The organism is Micromonospora cathayae (genome assembly GCF_028993575.1).
In the GTDB taxonomy this organism is placed as follows: domain Bacteria; phylum Actinomycetota; class Actinomycetes; order Mycobacteriales; family Micromonosporaceae; genus Micromonospora; species Micromonospora cathayae.
This window is the reverse complement of record NZ_CP118615.1, coordinates 6,283,167-6,297,174: the sequence shown is the minus strand read 5'-3', so window position 1 is coordinate 6,297,174 and position 14,008 is coordinate 6,283,167. Positions and strand designations below refer to the sequence as shown.

Here is a 14,008-nt window from a genome sequence, read left to right as displayed (position 1 = left end):
GGAGCCCGCGGATCGACGGGAGTTCAGCCTGATGCAGCTTGAATCTCTCTACCAGGAGATCATCCTGGACCACTACAAGCACCCGCACGGTCGGGGGCTGCGTGACCCGCAGGAGGCGGCCGACCGGGTCGCCGAGGCGCACCACGTCAACCCGACCTGCGGGGACGAGGTGACCGTGCGGGTCGCCACCGACGGCACGGTGCTGCACGACATCTCGTACGACGGGGTGGGCTGTTCGATCAGCCAGGCGTCGGCGAGTGTGCTGCACGAACTGCTGCGCGGGCGGGACGCGGGGGATGCGTTCGCCGTGCACGAGGCGTTCGTCGAGCTGATGTCCGGCCGTGGCGAGGTCACGCCGGACGAGGACGTGCTCGGTGACGGGGTCGCGTTCGCGGGTGTCGCCCGCTTCCCCGCCCGGGTCAAGTGCGCGCTGCTGCCGTGGATGGCGTTCAAGGACGCCGCGGCACGCGCCGGGGTGGGCGCGAGCCCGGAGGTGAAGGCATGAGTTCTGAGGACACCGCGACGGCCGCGACGCCGTCGGTCGAGGACACGGCGACGCCGGTCGACGGCACGGCCACGGTGCCGGCCACGTCGTCCAACGGCACGGCCACGGTGCCGTCCGCGCCGGTCGACGCCACGGCCACCACGCCGTCCGCGACGCCGGCGGACGGCACGTCCGCGACGCCGGCCGGCGGTAAGGCCGCCGTCGCCGACATCGAGGAGGCGATGAAGGACGTCGTCGACCCGGAGCTGGGCATCAACGTGGTCGATCTCGGTCTGCTGTACGGCGTGCACGTCGGTGACGACAACGTCGCCACCCTGGACATGACGTTGACCTCGGCGGCCTGCCCGCTGACCGACGTCATCGAGGACCAGGCCCGGCAGGCGCTGACCACCGGCCCGGGTGGCGGCCTGGTCGGCGACATCCGGATCAACTGGGTGTGGCTGCCGCCGTGGGGCCCCGACAAGATCACCGACGAGGGACGCGACCAGCTCCGCTCGCTCGGCTTCAACGTCTGACCTGATGCACCGTCGAGGGTGCCGTCCCCTGTCCGGGGCGGCACCCTCGACGCGTTCGCGGCGCGCGGTGGACGGGCGGTTGTCACCGACCTGGCCCGGGTGGCGGGCCGGTTGCCGCCGCCGAGGCCATCAGCAGGGTCAACTCCTGGACCAGTTCGTCCATGCTCTGCCCGGTCTGCGCGCGGACCAGACTCAACGACAGCTCGGCGAGCAGGCAGAACCCCCGGGTCCGGGCCGCCTCGTCGGGGAACCCGGCGAGCAGTTCCTCGGCTCCGGCGTAGTCGCCGCGGTGCCGGGCCGCGACGACCCCGGCGGCCTGCTGCGCGGCGGCGAACAGGGGCTCCGGACCGGTCATGACCGTACCGCCGTCACCGCAGGGCGAGCGGGTCGCCGGCGGTCCGGGCCGCGTCGAACCGTCGGGTGACGTCGGCCCAGTTCACCAGGTCCCACAGCCGGTCGACGTAGTCCGGGCGGACATTGCGGTACTGCAGGTAGTACGCGTGCTCCCAGGCGTCGAAGACCAGCAGCGGGGTGCAGCCCTGCCCCACGTTGCCGTGGTGGTCGTAGACCTGCTCGACGATCAGCCGCCCGGACAGCGGTTCCCAGGCCAGCACGCCCCAGCCGGAACCCTGCACGCCCTTGGTGGCGGCGGAGAGCTGCCCGGCGAACGCCTCGAAGGAGCCGAAGTGCTCGGTGATGGCGTCGGCCAGGTCGCCGTCGGGCCGGTCGCCGCCGTCGGGGGAGAGGTTGCGCCAGAAGATCGAGTGCAGGACGTGCCCGGACAGGTTGAACGCGAGGGTCTTCTCCAGCCCCACCAGCGCCGAGTGGTCGCCCCGGTCGCGGGCCTCGGCGAGCTGGTCGAGGGTGTCGTTGCCGCCCTTGACGTACGCCGCGTGGTGCTTGCCGTGGTGCAGCTCCAGGATCTCCCCGGACATGGCCGGCTCCAGGGCACCGTAGTCGTAGGGCAGGTCGGGAAGCGTGTAGATCGCCATGCCCGAAAGCCTGCCCTTGTTGCCACTCTTTTGCAACTGCCTACGGCCTGCAAGACGGCGGTGGCGGATCGAAAACGGGTCGCGGTAGCCGCCCCGGCCACCGAGGATGACCGCATGCACGAGTCGTACCCGAGCAGCGTTCCTGTCGCCGTGGCCACCGCCACCGGCCGACAGCGCACGTCGCCGTGGTCCGGCCCGGCTCTGCACCCGCCGTGCTGAGCGCGTTCCTGGCCGGCGTGGTCGCCGGCTACGGGGTCGCCGTACCGGTGGGCGCGATCGCGGTACTGATCCTCGGACTGACCGCGCGTACCTCGTTCCGGGTGGGGGCCGCCGCCGCGCTCGGGGTGGCCGCCGCCGACGGGCTGTACGCCGCCGTCGCCGCGCTGGGCGGAGCCGCCGTGGCCGGCCTGGTCGCGCCGGTGGCCGGCCCGCTGCGACTGGTCGCGGCAGCGGTGCTGCTCGCCCTCGCCGGGCACACCACCTGGCGGGCGCTACGGCCGCGTACCCCCACGGCGGTGCCGGTCCGGCGCGGTCTGGACACGCCGCCGCGCGCCTTCCTCGGGCTGCTGGCGTTGACCGTGCTCAACCCGGCCACGGTGGTCTACTTCACGGCCCTGGTCCTCGGCCGGCCCGACGCCACCGACCCGGCGGCGGCCGTGCTGTTCGTGCTGGGCGCGTTCCTCGCCTCGGCGAGCTGGCAACTCCTGGTGGCCGCGAGCGGAAGCCTGGTCGGCCGGCTGCTGACCGGCCCCCGGGGCCGCCTGGTCACCGCCCTGGTGTCCAGCGTGCTGATCGCCGGACTCGCCGTGGTCACCCTGCTCGGGCACTGACCGCCCGGGAGGACGCTGACCGGCCGGGAGGATGCCGCCCGGCCGGGAGGACGCCGGCCGGGCGGGGACCGCCCCGGTGTCCGCCCGCCGTCACCCGTCCGGTGACGACGCCGTACCGTCAGGGCATGACCAGCCGACCCGCCGCCGGAGGAGGCCGCTGGGTCGAGGTCGACCCGGCCCGCGTCACCCGCTGGGTGACGAACTTCGCCGACCGGCACGGCCCCCCGACGGCCAGCACCGAGCCGTACGGTCTCCTGCTCACCGCCCCCGACGGCGCCGCCGCCGAACTCCACACCCCGCCCGGCGTGCCGCCCAGCGCTGATCTTCCCGCCTTCGCCACGGCTGCCGGGACGCCCCGCCGGATCGGCCTGCTGCTGGCCCGCAAGGGCGCGGTGGCCGTCGGCGTCGCCGAGGGCACCGATCTCCCCGTCCACAAGGTCGACACCCGGTACGTGCAGGGCCGTACCGCCGCCGGCGGCTGGTCCCAGCAACGTTTCGCCCGCCGCCGCGACAACCAGGCCAAGGCCGCCCTCGCCGACGCCGTCGACCTGGCGGTACGCCTGCTGCTGCCTGAGGCGGCCACCCTCAGCGCCGTGGTCTGCGGCGGCGACCGGCGCGCCGTGGACACCGTCCTGGCCGACCGTCGGCTCGCCCCGCTCGCCGCCCTGCGCGCCGAGCGCCTCCTCGACGTCCCCGAACCCCGCTACGCCGTGCTGCTCACCGCCGCCACCGCCGCCCGCGCCGTCCACATCCGGATCACGGACGGCGGCCCCCTTTCCTGACAGCCCAGCTACACGACACGCCGACGTTCTTCCACCGCATCCGTCAGAAGTCGCTCTGCCTTAGCACAAGCCGAGGCTGGGGCGGTGGTTGTCCACAGTCCGGTGGTTGTCCACATATCCGGGTGGTCGCCGGTTGCCCGGCGCGGGGCCCGGTCGGCACCGTCGACGACGTGAACGAGGCACTGCGGAACCTGGTGGAGCACAGTGGCGGCGTGGTCAGCCGGTCGGTGGCGTTACAGGTGGTACCGCCGTGGACCCTCCAGCACGCGTGCGCCACCGGGGATCTGGTGCGTGTACTGCCCGGGGTGTTCGCCGCAGCCCACCTGTCGACGTCGCACCGGCACCCGCCCATCGGTCGACTACCACCGGCCGTCGGACACCTGGCGGTCTGCGCCTGGGCCGACGGACAGGCCGTGCTCAGCCACCTCAGCGCCCTGCACCGGTGGGGCCTACGCCCGCAGCCGACCGGCGACGACCTGCACCTGAGCGCAGCGCCGGGCTCCACCGTCCGCACCCGCCCCGGCGTACGCGTGCACCGGCGGACCGGCTTCGTCCTCGGACCGCCGCAGGTGGTACGACGCAACGGGCTGCCGGTGACCAGTCTCGACCAGACCGTGATCGACTCGTGGCCCCTGCTGCCGCCCGCCGAGCGACACGCACCGGTGATCCGTGCCGTCAACGACCGGTACACCACCCCCGAGCGGCTGCGTCACACCCTGGGCCGTACCCCGAGACTGGCCGAGCGGCGGGCGCTGCGTACCCTGCTGACCCGGCTCACCGAGGGCTGCCGCAGCCCGCTGGAGATCTGGGGGCACGAACACGTCTTCACCGGCCCGGGAATGCCACCCTTCCGGCGGCAGGTCCGCGTCCAGGTCGGCCGGCGCACCCTGTACCTGGACATGCTCGCCGAGCGGGAACGCGTCAACATCGAACTCGATGGTGCCACCACCCACGGCGACCCGCGACAGCGGGAGATCGACCTGCGCCGGGACGCACTGCTGGCCACCCAGGGCATCCTGGTGGTCCGTTTCGCCCACCGCCGCCTCGTCCACGAGGCGGACCGGGTACGCCGGGAGACCTTGGCCATCCTCGCCAGCCGGGCAACCTGACCGGTGCCGTGTGCAACCGTACGCGGACCCATCAGCGGGCCGCCCCTCACCCGCTCGAAGGGGTGAAGAGAGACAGCAGGGCCTCCTGCGCGGGCGAGAGGTGCAGCAGGGCGGCCGGCGCGGCGACGCCGTCCTCCACTATGGACCGCCGCTCGCGCAGGAGCGGACCGGAGCAGCCATGCCGGCCAGCCGGTGCAGGCCGGTGAGCTGGACGAACAGCTCCCGCTTGGCGGTGGCCAGGCCACCGTCGTCGAGCACGTACCCGGTCAGCCAGATCCAGCCGTCGAAGGTGGGCCGGTCGAGGTGGACCGTCGCCACCCGTACCGTCAACGCCCGGCCGCCGCCGAACTGCACCGACGCGCAGCCGTCGACCCGCAGCAGGTCACCGGCCCGGAGTCGCACCGCTCACCAGTGCCCCCGGTTCGGCCGGCATTCCCGGGCGTGCATGGTCTGCCAGTCGCGCAGTGCCCGTTTCAGCCGCCCGTTCTCCTGGTCGAGCAGGCTGAGCTGCCGGTACAGGTCGGCCAGGTCGTCGGCCAGGTCGGCCAGGAATCCGCGTACCTCGTCGCGGTCGACGCCGCGCCGACGCGGGCTGAACTCGCGGGTGCGTACCTCGTGCGGGGTCGTCCGGTGCGGCAGGCCGGTGCCGTAGGGCTGGCCGGAGCGGTACACCTGGGCCACGTCGGTCCTTTCCGGGCAGGTCGGAGTGCTCACGGGGGAGGGGCGGGTCGCCGCACGCCGGCACGCGGCGACCCGCCCGGCCCTGCCCCCGCAGCTCGTTCAGCGGTACGGGAACAGAGCGGCCCAGAGGTCGAGGCAGGCACGCGTAACCCAACCCGACCAGGGGAAACCTCTCCTACCTCGTTGCCACGCAAGGGGAGAGGCACGACTGAACTTAGCTGTCCCAGTCACCTTAGTTAAACGCAGAGTTGTCGGTGTGTGCCGATGCGTGATCGAATTGGCGTGCCACGCAGGGGGAGTCATGCCGATCACCGCCGACTACATCCGTATCGCCGACGAGATCGTCGCCGAGATTCGAGCCAAGACGCTCAAGCCGGGCGAGAAGCTGCCATCGATCACCCAGCTCGCCGCCAAGCACAAGGTCAGCGCGTCGACCGTCAAGCAGGTCTACGTCCGACTGGAAGCCCTCCGGGTGATCTGGCGTCATCAGGGCAAAGGGGTGTTCGTCAACGATCCGGCGCTCTGGATGCGTGAGCCGTGAGGCGGTAGTGGTGGCCGCCTGCCGTTGATACCATCACGGCCATCGATCAGTTGGCTGTCGACCCGTGCTGGCGTTCTCCAGGAAGGCGTCCGCGATGCTGCGCAGATCGATCCTCACCTTGGCAACCACCTGCGGTGCACTCCTGGTCGGCGCGACGCCCGCGTACGCCGCCGACGGGAGTTGGACCCTCACCCACTCCCCGTCGACCGGCACGTGCGGCACGGTGATCGTGTCCTCGTACGTGAACAACACCAGCGGCCCGGTGAGCTACAGCCGGACGACGACCACGACCTCCAAGGTGGCGATCAGCGCCTCGATCAGCGGCGGGGTCGGCGCGATCGAGGCGGAGATCGGCTACGCCAACGAGCAGTCGGTGTCGATCGCCGAGCAGATCAGCATGACGATCCCGGCGCACACCACGCTCAACCTCAGGGTCCGGTACTCGAACACGACCTGGTACCTGAAGTACTCCGGCATGCTCGGTACCTCGACCGGCACCGGGACGAGCAAGGTCCCGGCCGGCCTGTGCATCAGTACGGTCAGCGACGTCCCGCCGCCCCCGCCGTGATCGGCTGATCTGGCTGCTTCCGCTACACGACACGCCGGGGCGATTCCACCGCATCCAGCCAGGACCGAGCCGCGGCGACCAGGCGTCACGCGCCGCCGGTGAAGGTGTCGCACTGCTTGGGGTCGCCGGTCTCGTACCCCCGGCTGAACCACTCGCGGCGCTGCGCGGACGACCCGTGGGTGAACTCGTCCGGGTTGACCGGCCGGTTGGCCCGCTCGGAGATCGCGTCGTCGCCGATCTTCTCGGCGGCGTCGATGGCCTGGCTGATGTCCTGCTCGGTGATGCTGGTGAAGATCTTCTGCCCGCCGGCGTCGGCGGTGCCGGTGGCGTTCTTGGCCCACGCGCCGGCGTAGCAGTCGGCCTGCAACTCCAGCTTGACCGAGAGAGCGTTGGCGTTGCCCGGGTCACGCTGCTGCTGGCGGCGCATCTGCGCCTCGGTGCCGAGCAGGGTCTGCACGTGGTGGCCGTACTCGTGGGCCAGTACGTACGGCTGGGCGAACTCGCCGGACGCGCCGAGCTGGTCGGCGAGCACCTGGTAGAAGGTGAGGTCGATGTACACCTGCCGGTCGGCGGGGCAGTAGAACGGGCCGACCCCGGAGTCGGCGTTGCCGCAGCCGGTGGAGACCGCCCGGCTGAAGAAGACCGTGTCGGCCGGGGCGTACCGCTCACCGAACCGCTCGGGCAGCGCGGTCTGCCAGTACGCCTGGATCGAGTTGACGTAGAGCGTGTTGCGGCAGTCGAGCTGCTGGAGGGCGTCGTCGGCGGAGCACTTCTGCTCCAGCGAGGTGTTGTCGCCCTGTTCCGAACCGCCGCCGTCGATCGCCGCGTTGAGCCCGAAACCGCCCCCGACCAGGGCGACCAGTACCGCGATGACCAGGCTGATCAGCCCGCCCCGGCCACCGCCCCCGATCGGGATCGGGATGCCCGTCCCGCCGCCGCCACCGGATCCCCGCCGGTCGTCCACCTGGCTGGTGTCGATCCGCGCGTTCTCGTTCAGCTCCATGATGACCCCGATCGCCTGTCGGTCAGCTCCACCGGCCCCGGTACCCGATGATCTTGTGTGGTAATCCGGACCGGTCCCCATCCTGCCGCCCGGTACAATCGACCCGTGCTGCGCTGCGAAGGCTGAACCGCCCCGCGCCGACGGGTTGTCTCGATCCCGCCGGCGCTCTCGCGTGCCCTGAGTCAGCCCTTCCGCCCCTGAGAGCGAGTCCGCCAAGATGATCACTGCCACCGGCCTGGAACTGCGCGCCGGAGCCCGGATCCTGCTGTCCGACACCACCCTGCGGGTGCAGCCCGGCGACCGGATCGGCCTGGTCGGCCGCAACGGCGCGGGCAAGACCACCACGCTGAAGGTGCTCGCCGGGGAGGGGCAGCCGTACGCCGGCCAGATCGACCGGCGCAGCGCGATCGGCTACCTCCCGCAGGACCCCCGCACCGGGGACCTGGAGGTCACCGGCCGGGACCGGGTGCTCTCCGCCCGGGGCCTGGACGTGCTGATGGCCCAGATGAAGGAGCTGGAGGCCCGGCTCGCCGACGACACCGACGAGCGCCTGGTCCGCCGGTACGGCGCGCTGGAGGACCAGTTCGCCTCGCTCGGCGGGTACGCGGCCGAGGCGGAGGCCGCCCGGATCTGCGCCAACCTGGGGCTGCCGGACCGGGCCCTCGCCCAGACCATCGGCACCCTCTCCGGCGGTCAGCGCCGCCGTATCGAGCTGGCCCGGATCCTGTTCCGCGACGCCGGCGAGAACGGCGGCGGCATCCTGCTGCTCGACGAGCCCACCAACCACCTGGACGCCGACTCGATCACCTGGCTGCGCAGCTTCCTCGCCAACCACAAGGGCGGCCTGATCGTGATCAGTCACGACGCCTCGCTGCTCGACGCGGTGGTGAACAAGGTGTGGTTCCTGGATGCCACCCGCAGCGTGGTCGACGTCTACAACCTGGGCTGGAAGGCGTACCTGGAGGCCCGGGAGACCGACGAGCGGCGACGCCGCCGGGAGCGTGCCAACGCCGAGAAGAAGGCCGGCGCGCTGATGGCCCAGGCCGACAAGATGCGGGCCAAGGCCACCAAGACCGTCGCCGCGCAGAACATGGCCCGCCGGGCCGAGAAGCTGATGTCCGGGCTGGAGGAGGTCCGGGTCGCCGACAAGGTGGCGAAGGTCCGTTTCCCCACCCCGGCTTCGTGCGGCCGGACCCCGCTGACCGCCACCGGCCTGTCCAAGTCGTACGGCTCGTTGGAGATCTTCACCGACGTGAACGTGGCGGTGGACCGGGGCTCCCGGGTGGCGATCCTGGGGCTCAACGGTGCCGGCAAGACCACCCTGCTGCGGATGCTCGGCGGTCTGCTGAAGCCGGACACCGGCACCGTCAACCCGGGGCACGGGCTGCGGCTCGGCTACTACGCGCAGGAGCACGAGACGCTGGACGTGGGGCGGACGGTCCTGGAGAACATGCGGGCCGCCGCGATCGAGCAGACCGACACCGACCTGCGGAAGATCCTCGGCGCGTTCCTGTTCTCCGGCGAGGACGTCGACAAGCCGGCCGGGGTGCTCTCCGGTGGGGAGAAGACCCGGCTGGCCCTGGCCACCCTGGTCTGCTCCGGCGCGAACGTGCTGCTGCTGGACGAGCCGACGAACAACCTCGACCCGGTCAGCCGGGAGCAGGTGCTCGACGCGATCGCCCGCTACCCGGGCGCGATCGTGCTGGTCACCCACGACCCGGGCGCGGTGAGCGCGCTCAAGCCGGACCGGGCGATCCTGCTGCCCGACGGTGACGAGGACGCCTGGAGCGACGACCTGCTCGAACTGGTCGAACTGGCCTGACCTCCACCGCGGCCGGGCCCTGGTCGGGCCGGCCGTCGGGGGCCGGTCGAGCAGGCCGCCGCCGGCCCGGCGGGCAGGACGCCGGGGCCTCGTCCGGCCGCCTACCGTGCGGCCCCGGAGAGCCGCCCGCCGGTCAGGCCGGCTTCGGGGGCCATTCGTCGGCCAGGACCGACCAGACCTGGTTGTCGTGCCGCTGCCCCCGGTACGGGAACGCCGACCGCATGACCCCGTCGAGGCTCATACCGAGCCGGCGGGCCACGTTGGCGCTCCGCACGTTGTGCGCGGCGTTGACCCACTGCACCCGGTGCATGCCCCGTTCCCGGAACGCCCAGTCGATCATCAGGCGGGCGGCCCGGGTGATCAGCCCGCGTCCCTCGGCGGCCGGTTCCAGCCAGCAGCCGATTTCGCAGTTGCCGGTGTCGGTGTGGAAGGAGACGAACATCGTCCCGCCGACCAGGACACCGTCGAGCCAGATGCCGTAGATCCGCATGCTGTCGGCGGCCTGCCCGTCGGCGTAGCGTTGCAGCACCGCACGGGCGGAGTCGGGGTCGGTGCTGCGGGTGGCCCAGGGGATCCACGGGTCGACGTACTCCCGGGCCCGGTCGATGTGGGCCAGGAACTCCTCCGCCTGCCACGGTTCGAGCGGGCGGAGCTGGGCGTCCTCGGTGAGCGATACGGCGAACACGGGAGACACTCTCTCAGCCGACCACGTCGAACAGGTGCCCCACCACCCCCGAGCCGGCCAGGATCACCACCCCGATGGCCACGAAGATCACCGGTACCAGCCAGTGGCCGACCCGCTCCACCACCCGGATCACCCGGGGGTGCCCGCCGAGCCACGCCCCGGCCGCGCACCACAGCCCGATGGCGACCACGAAGACCAGCAGGAACACCGCCGCGTCGGCGGCGTCGAGGGTCCGGAACACCGGCACGTAGACGGCGACGTTGTCGGCCCCGTTGGCGATGGTCACGCCGGCCACGCCCCATGCGCCGCTGACCACCGCCGGGGCCTCGTCGTCGTCGCGGCGTAGCAGCGCCCGTACGCCGAGCGCGATGGGCAGCAGGCCGAGCAGGCCGGGCCACGGTTCCGGGACCACCAGCAGACCGGCGGCGGCGACCGCGCTGGCCGCCACCAGCACCCCGATGCCGGCGTACTGGCCGGCGACGATCTGCCACGAGCGTGGCCGGGCGGTGGTGCGGGCGGTCACGAAGAGCACGGTGAGTACCACGATGTCGTCGACGTCGGTCGCGGCGAACACCACGGCCGCACCCACCGCTGTACCGAACAGTTCTGTCACCCGGGCAGGCTATTCCGCTTTGAGTCACCTGCGGTGTACCGCCGGTGGGTGAAAGATCGTGGCGTTTGCGCTGGTTGGCGTGGCCTGTCACCCCGCTGTCATCACTCTATCGGGAAGCTGACACTGCATAGCGTGTCGATTGGCGAAGAGTTGATATCTGGCGCATGATCGTTCGAGGCGGTCTAATAGGTTGGACCGTTATCCGAACCGCACAGTCTGCGACGTGAGGAATCAGCATGGCAGCCACTGGCACAGCCACCAGCACTGAGAAGGGTCGCCGGATCGTCGGAGCCGAGCGTCAGACACTCGCCAAGGACCTGGTAAAGCGGTACACCGGGGGCGAGAGTATCCGCGCCCTCGCGGCCTCGACCGGCCGATCCTACGGGTTCATCCACCGGGTGCTCACCGAGTCCGGGGTTCAGCTGCGGCAGCGCGGCGGTGCCCGGCGCCGCAAGAAGGCGTGATCCGCCCGCCGACGTCGTTCATCCCCGCCGCGCCCCGGACCGCCCGGTGACGACCGGGCCCGGGGTACGGCTGGACCACTCCGGTCCGGTGGCCACGGTGACGTTGAGCCGTCCCGACGTGCTCAACGCCCAGACACCGGACATGTGGCGTGCCCTGAGCGACTTCTCCCGGAATCTCCCCGGCGAGGTCCGGGTCGTCGTCGTGCGCGGCGAGGGCCGGGCGTTCTCCGCCGGGCTGGACCTCTCGGTGGCCAACGCGTCCGGACCGGGCTCCTTCGCCGAGTTGGCCACCCTGCCCGAGCAGGAGTGCGCCGACCGGATCGCCGCGTTCCAGGCGGCGTTCACCTGGCTGCACCGGCCGGACATCATCTCGGTCGCGGCCGTGCAGGGGCACGCCATCGGCGCGGGCTTCCAGCTCGCCCTCGCCTGTGACCTGCGGGTACTCGCCGAGGACGCCCGGCTGTCGATGGCCGAGGTCACCCTCGGGCTGGTGCCCGACCTGGCCGGCACCGGCCGGCTGGTCGACCTGGTCGGCTACGCCCGCGCGCTGGAGATCTGCGCCACCGGCCGACGGATGGACGCCGCCGAGGCCGACCGGCTGGGGCTCGCCACGCTGGTCGTGCCGACCGCCGAGCTGGACGGGGCGGTCCGGGACCTGACCGCCGCGCTGCTCGCCAACTCCCGCGACGCGGTGGTGGAGATCAAGGCGCTGCTGGCCGGGGCGGCCCGCCGTACCCCGGAACAGCAGCAACGGGCCGAGCGCGAGGCGCAGGTCCGACGGTTGCGGGATCTCGCCGGTACCGGAGAATAGTAAGGACCGATCGGGAAGATCCGGATTACCGCCGAGGTTGTCGTAGTCGTCGGGAGAATCAGACCCGACAGCATCCGTACGACCCGGAGGTGACGCGTGTCGAACCCGCACGGTGGCATGGGCTGGAGCACGCTCCGCTCGATGCGTAACTCGGACGAGGTGTCCGCGCACCGGGTCAACCGGGGCACCGGACGGCGGATCGTGGCGTTCGCCCAGCCGTACCGGCGGGACATCGTGGTCTTCCTGATCACCGTGGTGCTGGCCGCGGTCATCGGGGTCGCCACGCCGGTGCTCGCCGGCGACGTGATCAACGCGATCACCCGGGGCGGTGCCGAGGCCGGCTCGACGGTGGTCCGCATCGCGCTGTTCATCGCCGGCCTGGCCGTGGCCGACGCGCTGCTCTCCCTCGCCCAGCGCTGGTACTCCGCCCGCATCGGCGAGGGCATCATCCTCGACCTGCGCACCCGGGTCTACGACCACGTGCAGCGGATGCCGGTGCAGTTCTTCACCCGTACCCAGACCGGTGCGCTGGTCAGCCGGCTCAACAACGACGTGATGGGCGCCCAGCGGGCGTTCACCTCCACCCTCTCCGGGGTGGTCAGCAACGTCATCCAGCTGGTGCTGACCGCGGCGGTGATGTTCACCCTCTCCTGGCAGATCACCGCCCTGTCGCTGGTGCTGCTGCCGATCTTCATCATCCCGGCCCGCCGGGTCGGCAAGAAGCTGGCGGAGATCACCCGGGAGTCGTACAACCTCGACGCCAAGATGAACGCCACCATGACCGAACGGTTCGGGGTGTCGGGCGCGCTGCTGGTCAAGCTCTTCGGCGCGCCGGAGGTCGAGGCCCGACGCTTCGCCCAGCGGGCCGAGCGGGTCCGCGACATCGGCATCCAGTCCGCGATGTACTCCCGGACGTTCTTCGTGGCGATGCTGCTGGTCGCCTCGCTGGCCCAGGCGCTCACCTACGGCCTCGGCGGCTGGTTCGCGGTCAACGGCGCGGTCAGCGCCGGCACCGTGGTCACCCTCGCCCTGCTGCTGACCCGCCTCTACGGGCCGCTGACCGCGCTGTCCAACGTCCGGGTCGACGTGATGAGCGCCCTGGTGTCGTTCGACCGGGTCTTCGAGGTGCTGGACCTGAAACCCTCGATCGAGGAGAAGCCGGACGCGGTGCCGGTGCCGCGCGGCAACGGCCGGGTCGAGTTCCGCGACGTCCGGTTCCGCTACCCGAGTGCCGCCGAGGTGTCGTTGGCCTCCCTGGAGGAGGTCGCCACCCTGGACCGTACGGTCAACGAGCCGGTGCTGCGCGGGGTGTCGTTCGCCGTCGAGCCGGGCCAGATGGTGGCCCTGGTCGGCCCGTCCGGTGCCGGTAAGTCCACCCTGTCGATGCTGGTCTCCCGGATCTACGACGTCACCGAGGGGCAGGTGCTGGTCGGCGGGGTCGACGTCCGCGACGCCACGGCCGCCTCGCTGCGCGACGAGATCGGCGTGGTCACCCAGGACTCCCACCTGTTCCACGAGACCATCGCCGAGAACCTCCGCTACGCCAAGCCCGACGCCACCGACGACGAGATCTGGGCCGCGCTGGCCGGCGCGCAGGTCGCCGACCTGGTCCGGGCCCTGCCCGACGGGCTGGAGACCACGGTGGGGGAGCGCGGGTACCGCTTCTCCGGCGGTGAGAAGCAGCGCATCGCCATCGCCCGGCTGCTGCTCAAGGCCCCGTCGATCGTGATCCTCGACGAGGCCACCGCGCACCTCGACTCGGAGAGCGAGGCGGCGGTGCAGCGGGCCCTGGCGGTGGCGCTGACCGGGCGTACCGCGCTGGTGATCGCGCACCGGCTCTCCACCGTCCGGGACGCCGACCAGATCCTCGTCCTCGACGAGGGGCGGATCGTCGAACGGGGCCGGCACGACGAGCTGGTCGCGGTGGGTGGCCTCTACGCCGAGCTGTACCGCACCCAGTTCGCCGTCGCCGACTCGCCCCGCCCGTACACCGACGCGACCGGCCCGGAGCCGGTGGTCACCACGGTGCCGATGGGCGCGTACGTCGCCGAGGAGGCACTGCCGCCGTCGGCTGCCAACTGACCGGG

At 71.9% G+C, this 14,008-nt stretch carries 18 protein-coding genes; 11 read left to right on the top strand and 7 right to left on the bottom strand.

Annotation, left to right across the window (positions count from 1 at the left end):
* The first annotated feature begins 31 nt into the window (after nucleotides 1-31).
* Nucleotides 32-505, top strand: coding sequence for a Fe-S cluster assembly sulfur transfer protein SufU (gene sufU, locus PVK37_RS27655; protein WP_275030758.1), 474 nt, complete (start codon nucleotides 32-34; stop codon nucleotides 503-505).
* Entirely contained in the window at nucleotides 502-1,020 is a 519-nt protein-coding gene (locus tag PVK37_RS27650) for a metal-sulfur cluster assembly factor (RefSeq protein ID WP_275030757.1), read from the top strand. Before sufU ends, PVK37_RS27650 begins: the two co-directional genes overlap by 4 nt.
* An 82-nt stretch (nucleotides 1,021-1,102) precedes the next feature.
* On the opposite strand, the gene PVK37_RS27645 is transcribed toward PVK37_RS27650, so the two are convergent.
* Entirely contained in the window at nucleotides 1,103-1,375 is a 273-nt protein-coding gene (locus PVK37_RS27645) for a superoxide dismutase (RefSeq protein ID WP_275030756.1), read from the bottom strand.
* A gap of 13 nt (nucleotides 1,376-1,388) precedes the next feature.
* Complete coding sequence (locus PVK37_RS27640; RefSeq protein ID WP_275030755.1) at nucleotides 1,389-2,012, bottom strand: superoxide dismutase; 624 nt, start codon at nucleotides 2,010-2,012, stop codon at nucleotides 1,389-1,391.
* 212 nt (nucleotides 2,013-2,224) lie between these two features.
* Here PVK37_RS27640 and PVK37_RS27635 point away from each other — a divergent pair, with 212 nt between their 5' ends.
* The 3 genes from PVK37_RS27635 to PVK37_RS27625 all read left to right on the top strand — a co-directional run bounded on the left by PVK37_RS27635 (nucleotide 2,225) and on the right by PVK37_RS27625 (nucleotide 4,733).
* The gene (locus PVK37_RS27635; protein ID WP_275030754.1) at nucleotides 2,225-2,842 is read left to right on the top strand and encodes a LysE family transporter; all 618 of its coding nucleotides are present in this window, start codon (nucleotides 2,225-2,227) and stop codon (nucleotides 2,840-2,842) included.
* Nucleotides 2,843-2,967: 125 nt separating this feature from the next.
* Nucleotides 2,968-3,624 (top strand): acVLRF1 family peptidyl-tRNA hydrolase, encoded by a 657-nt coding sequence (locus PVK37_RS27630; protein WP_275030753.1) that lies wholly within the window; start codon nucleotides 2,968-2,970, stop codon nucleotides 3,622-3,624.
* A gap of 170 nt (nucleotides 3,625-3,794) precedes the next feature.
* On the top strand, nucleotides 3,795-4,733 hold the full coding sequence (locus tag PVK37_RS27625; RefSeq protein ID WP_275030752.1) for a DUF559 domain-containing protein: 939 nt from the start codon (nucleotides 3,795-3,797) through the stop codon (nucleotides 4,731-4,733).
* Nucleotides 4,734-4,871: 138 nt separating this feature from the next.
* On the opposite strand, the gene PVK37_RS27620 is transcribed toward PVK37_RS27625, so the two are convergent.
* On the bottom strand, nucleotides 4,872-5,135 hold the full coding sequence (locus PVK37_RS27620; RefSeq protein ID WP_275030751.1) for a hypothetical protein: 264 nt from the start codon (nucleotides 5,133-5,135) through the stop codon (nucleotides 4,872-4,874).
* A gap of 3 nt (nucleotides 5,136-5,138) precedes the next feature.
* The gene (locus PVK37_RS27615) at nucleotides 5,139-5,414 is read right to left on the bottom strand and encodes a DivIVA domain-containing protein (RefSeq protein ID WP_275030750.1); all 276 of its coding nucleotides are present in this window, start codon (nucleotides 5,412-5,414) and stop codon (nucleotides 5,139-5,141) included.
* Between the two features lie 301 nt (nucleotides 5,415-5,715).
* On the opposite strand from PVK37_RS27615, the gene PVK37_RS27610 reads away from it, so the two are divergent.
* Nucleotides 5,716-5,955, top strand: a complete 240-nt coding sequence (locus PVK37_RS27610) for a winged helix-turn-helix domain-containing protein (protein WP_275030749.1) — start codon at nucleotides 5,716-5,718, stop codon at nucleotides 5,953-5,955.
* Nucleotides 5,956-6,049: 94 nt separating this feature from the next.
* Nucleotides 6,050-6,523: a hypothetical protein gene (locus tag PVK37_RS27605; RefSeq protein ID WP_275030748.1), complete on the top strand. Its 474-nt coding sequence runs from the start codon at nucleotides 6,050-6,052 to the stop codon at nucleotides 6,521-6,523.
* Between the two features lie 85 nt (nucleotides 6,524-6,608).
* On the opposite strand, the gene ypfJ is transcribed toward PVK37_RS27605, so the two are convergent.
* Complete coding sequence (gene ypfJ, locus PVK37_RS27600; protein ID WP_275030747.1) at nucleotides 6,609-7,526, bottom strand: KPN_02809 family neutral zinc metallopeptidase; 918 nt, start codon at nucleotides 7,524-7,526, stop codon at nucleotides 6,609-6,611.
* Nucleotides 7,527-7,743: 217 nt separating this feature from the next.
* Between ypfJ and PVK37_RS27595 the strand changes: the two genes are divergently transcribed.
* Nucleotides 7,744-9,348, top strand: a complete 1,605-nt coding sequence (locus tag PVK37_RS27595) for an ABC-F family ATP-binding cassette domain-containing protein (protein ID WP_275030746.1) — start codon at nucleotides 7,744-7,746, stop codon at nucleotides 9,346-9,348.
* 133 nt (nucleotides 9,349-9,481) lie between these two features.
* Here the strand turns inward: PVK37_RS27595 and PVK37_RS27590 are convergent, their stop codons facing one another.
* Nucleotides 9,482-10,033 (bottom strand): GNAT family N-acetyltransferase, encoded by a 552-nt coding sequence (locus PVK37_RS27590; protein WP_275030745.1) that lies wholly within the window; start codon nucleotides 10,031-10,033, stop codon nucleotides 9,482-9,484.
* 13 nt (nucleotides 10,034-10,046) lie between these two features.
* The gene (locus tag PVK37_RS27585; RefSeq protein WP_275030744.1) at nucleotides 10,047-10,646 is read right to left on the bottom strand and encodes a cadmium resistance transporter; all 600 of its coding nucleotides are present in this window, start codon (nucleotides 10,644-10,646) and stop codon (nucleotides 10,047-10,049) included.
* A gap of 236 nt (nucleotides 10,647-10,882) precedes the next feature.
* On the opposite strand from PVK37_RS27585, the gene PVK37_RS27580 reads away from it, so the two are divergent.
* The 3 genes from PVK37_RS27580 (at nucleotide 10,883) to PVK37_RS27570 (ending at nucleotide 14,003) form a co-directional block, all read left to right on the top strand.
* Nucleotides 10,883-11,110 carry a helix-turn-helix domain-containing protein gene (locus PVK37_RS27580; RefSeq protein WP_007072022.1) on the top strand — a complete coding sequence of 76 codons (228 nt, stop codon included), beginning with the start codon at nucleotides 10,883-10,885 and terminating at the stop codon, nucleotides 11,108-11,110.
* Nucleotides 11,111-11,156: 46 nt separating this feature from the next.
* Nucleotides 11,157-11,921, top strand: a complete 765-nt coding sequence (locus PVK37_RS27575) for an enoyl-CoA hydratase/isomerase family protein (protein ID WP_275030743.1) — start codon at nucleotides 11,157-11,159, stop codon at nucleotides 11,919-11,921.
* A 117-nt stretch (nucleotides 11,922-12,038) separates the two neighbouring features.
* Nucleotides 12,039-14,003, top strand: coding sequence for an ABC transporter ATP-binding protein (locus tag PVK37_RS27570; protein ID WP_275035245.1), 1,965 nt, complete (start codon nucleotides 12,039-12,041; stop codon nucleotides 14,001-14,003).
* Nucleotides 14,004-14,008 lie beyond the last annotated feature (5 nt).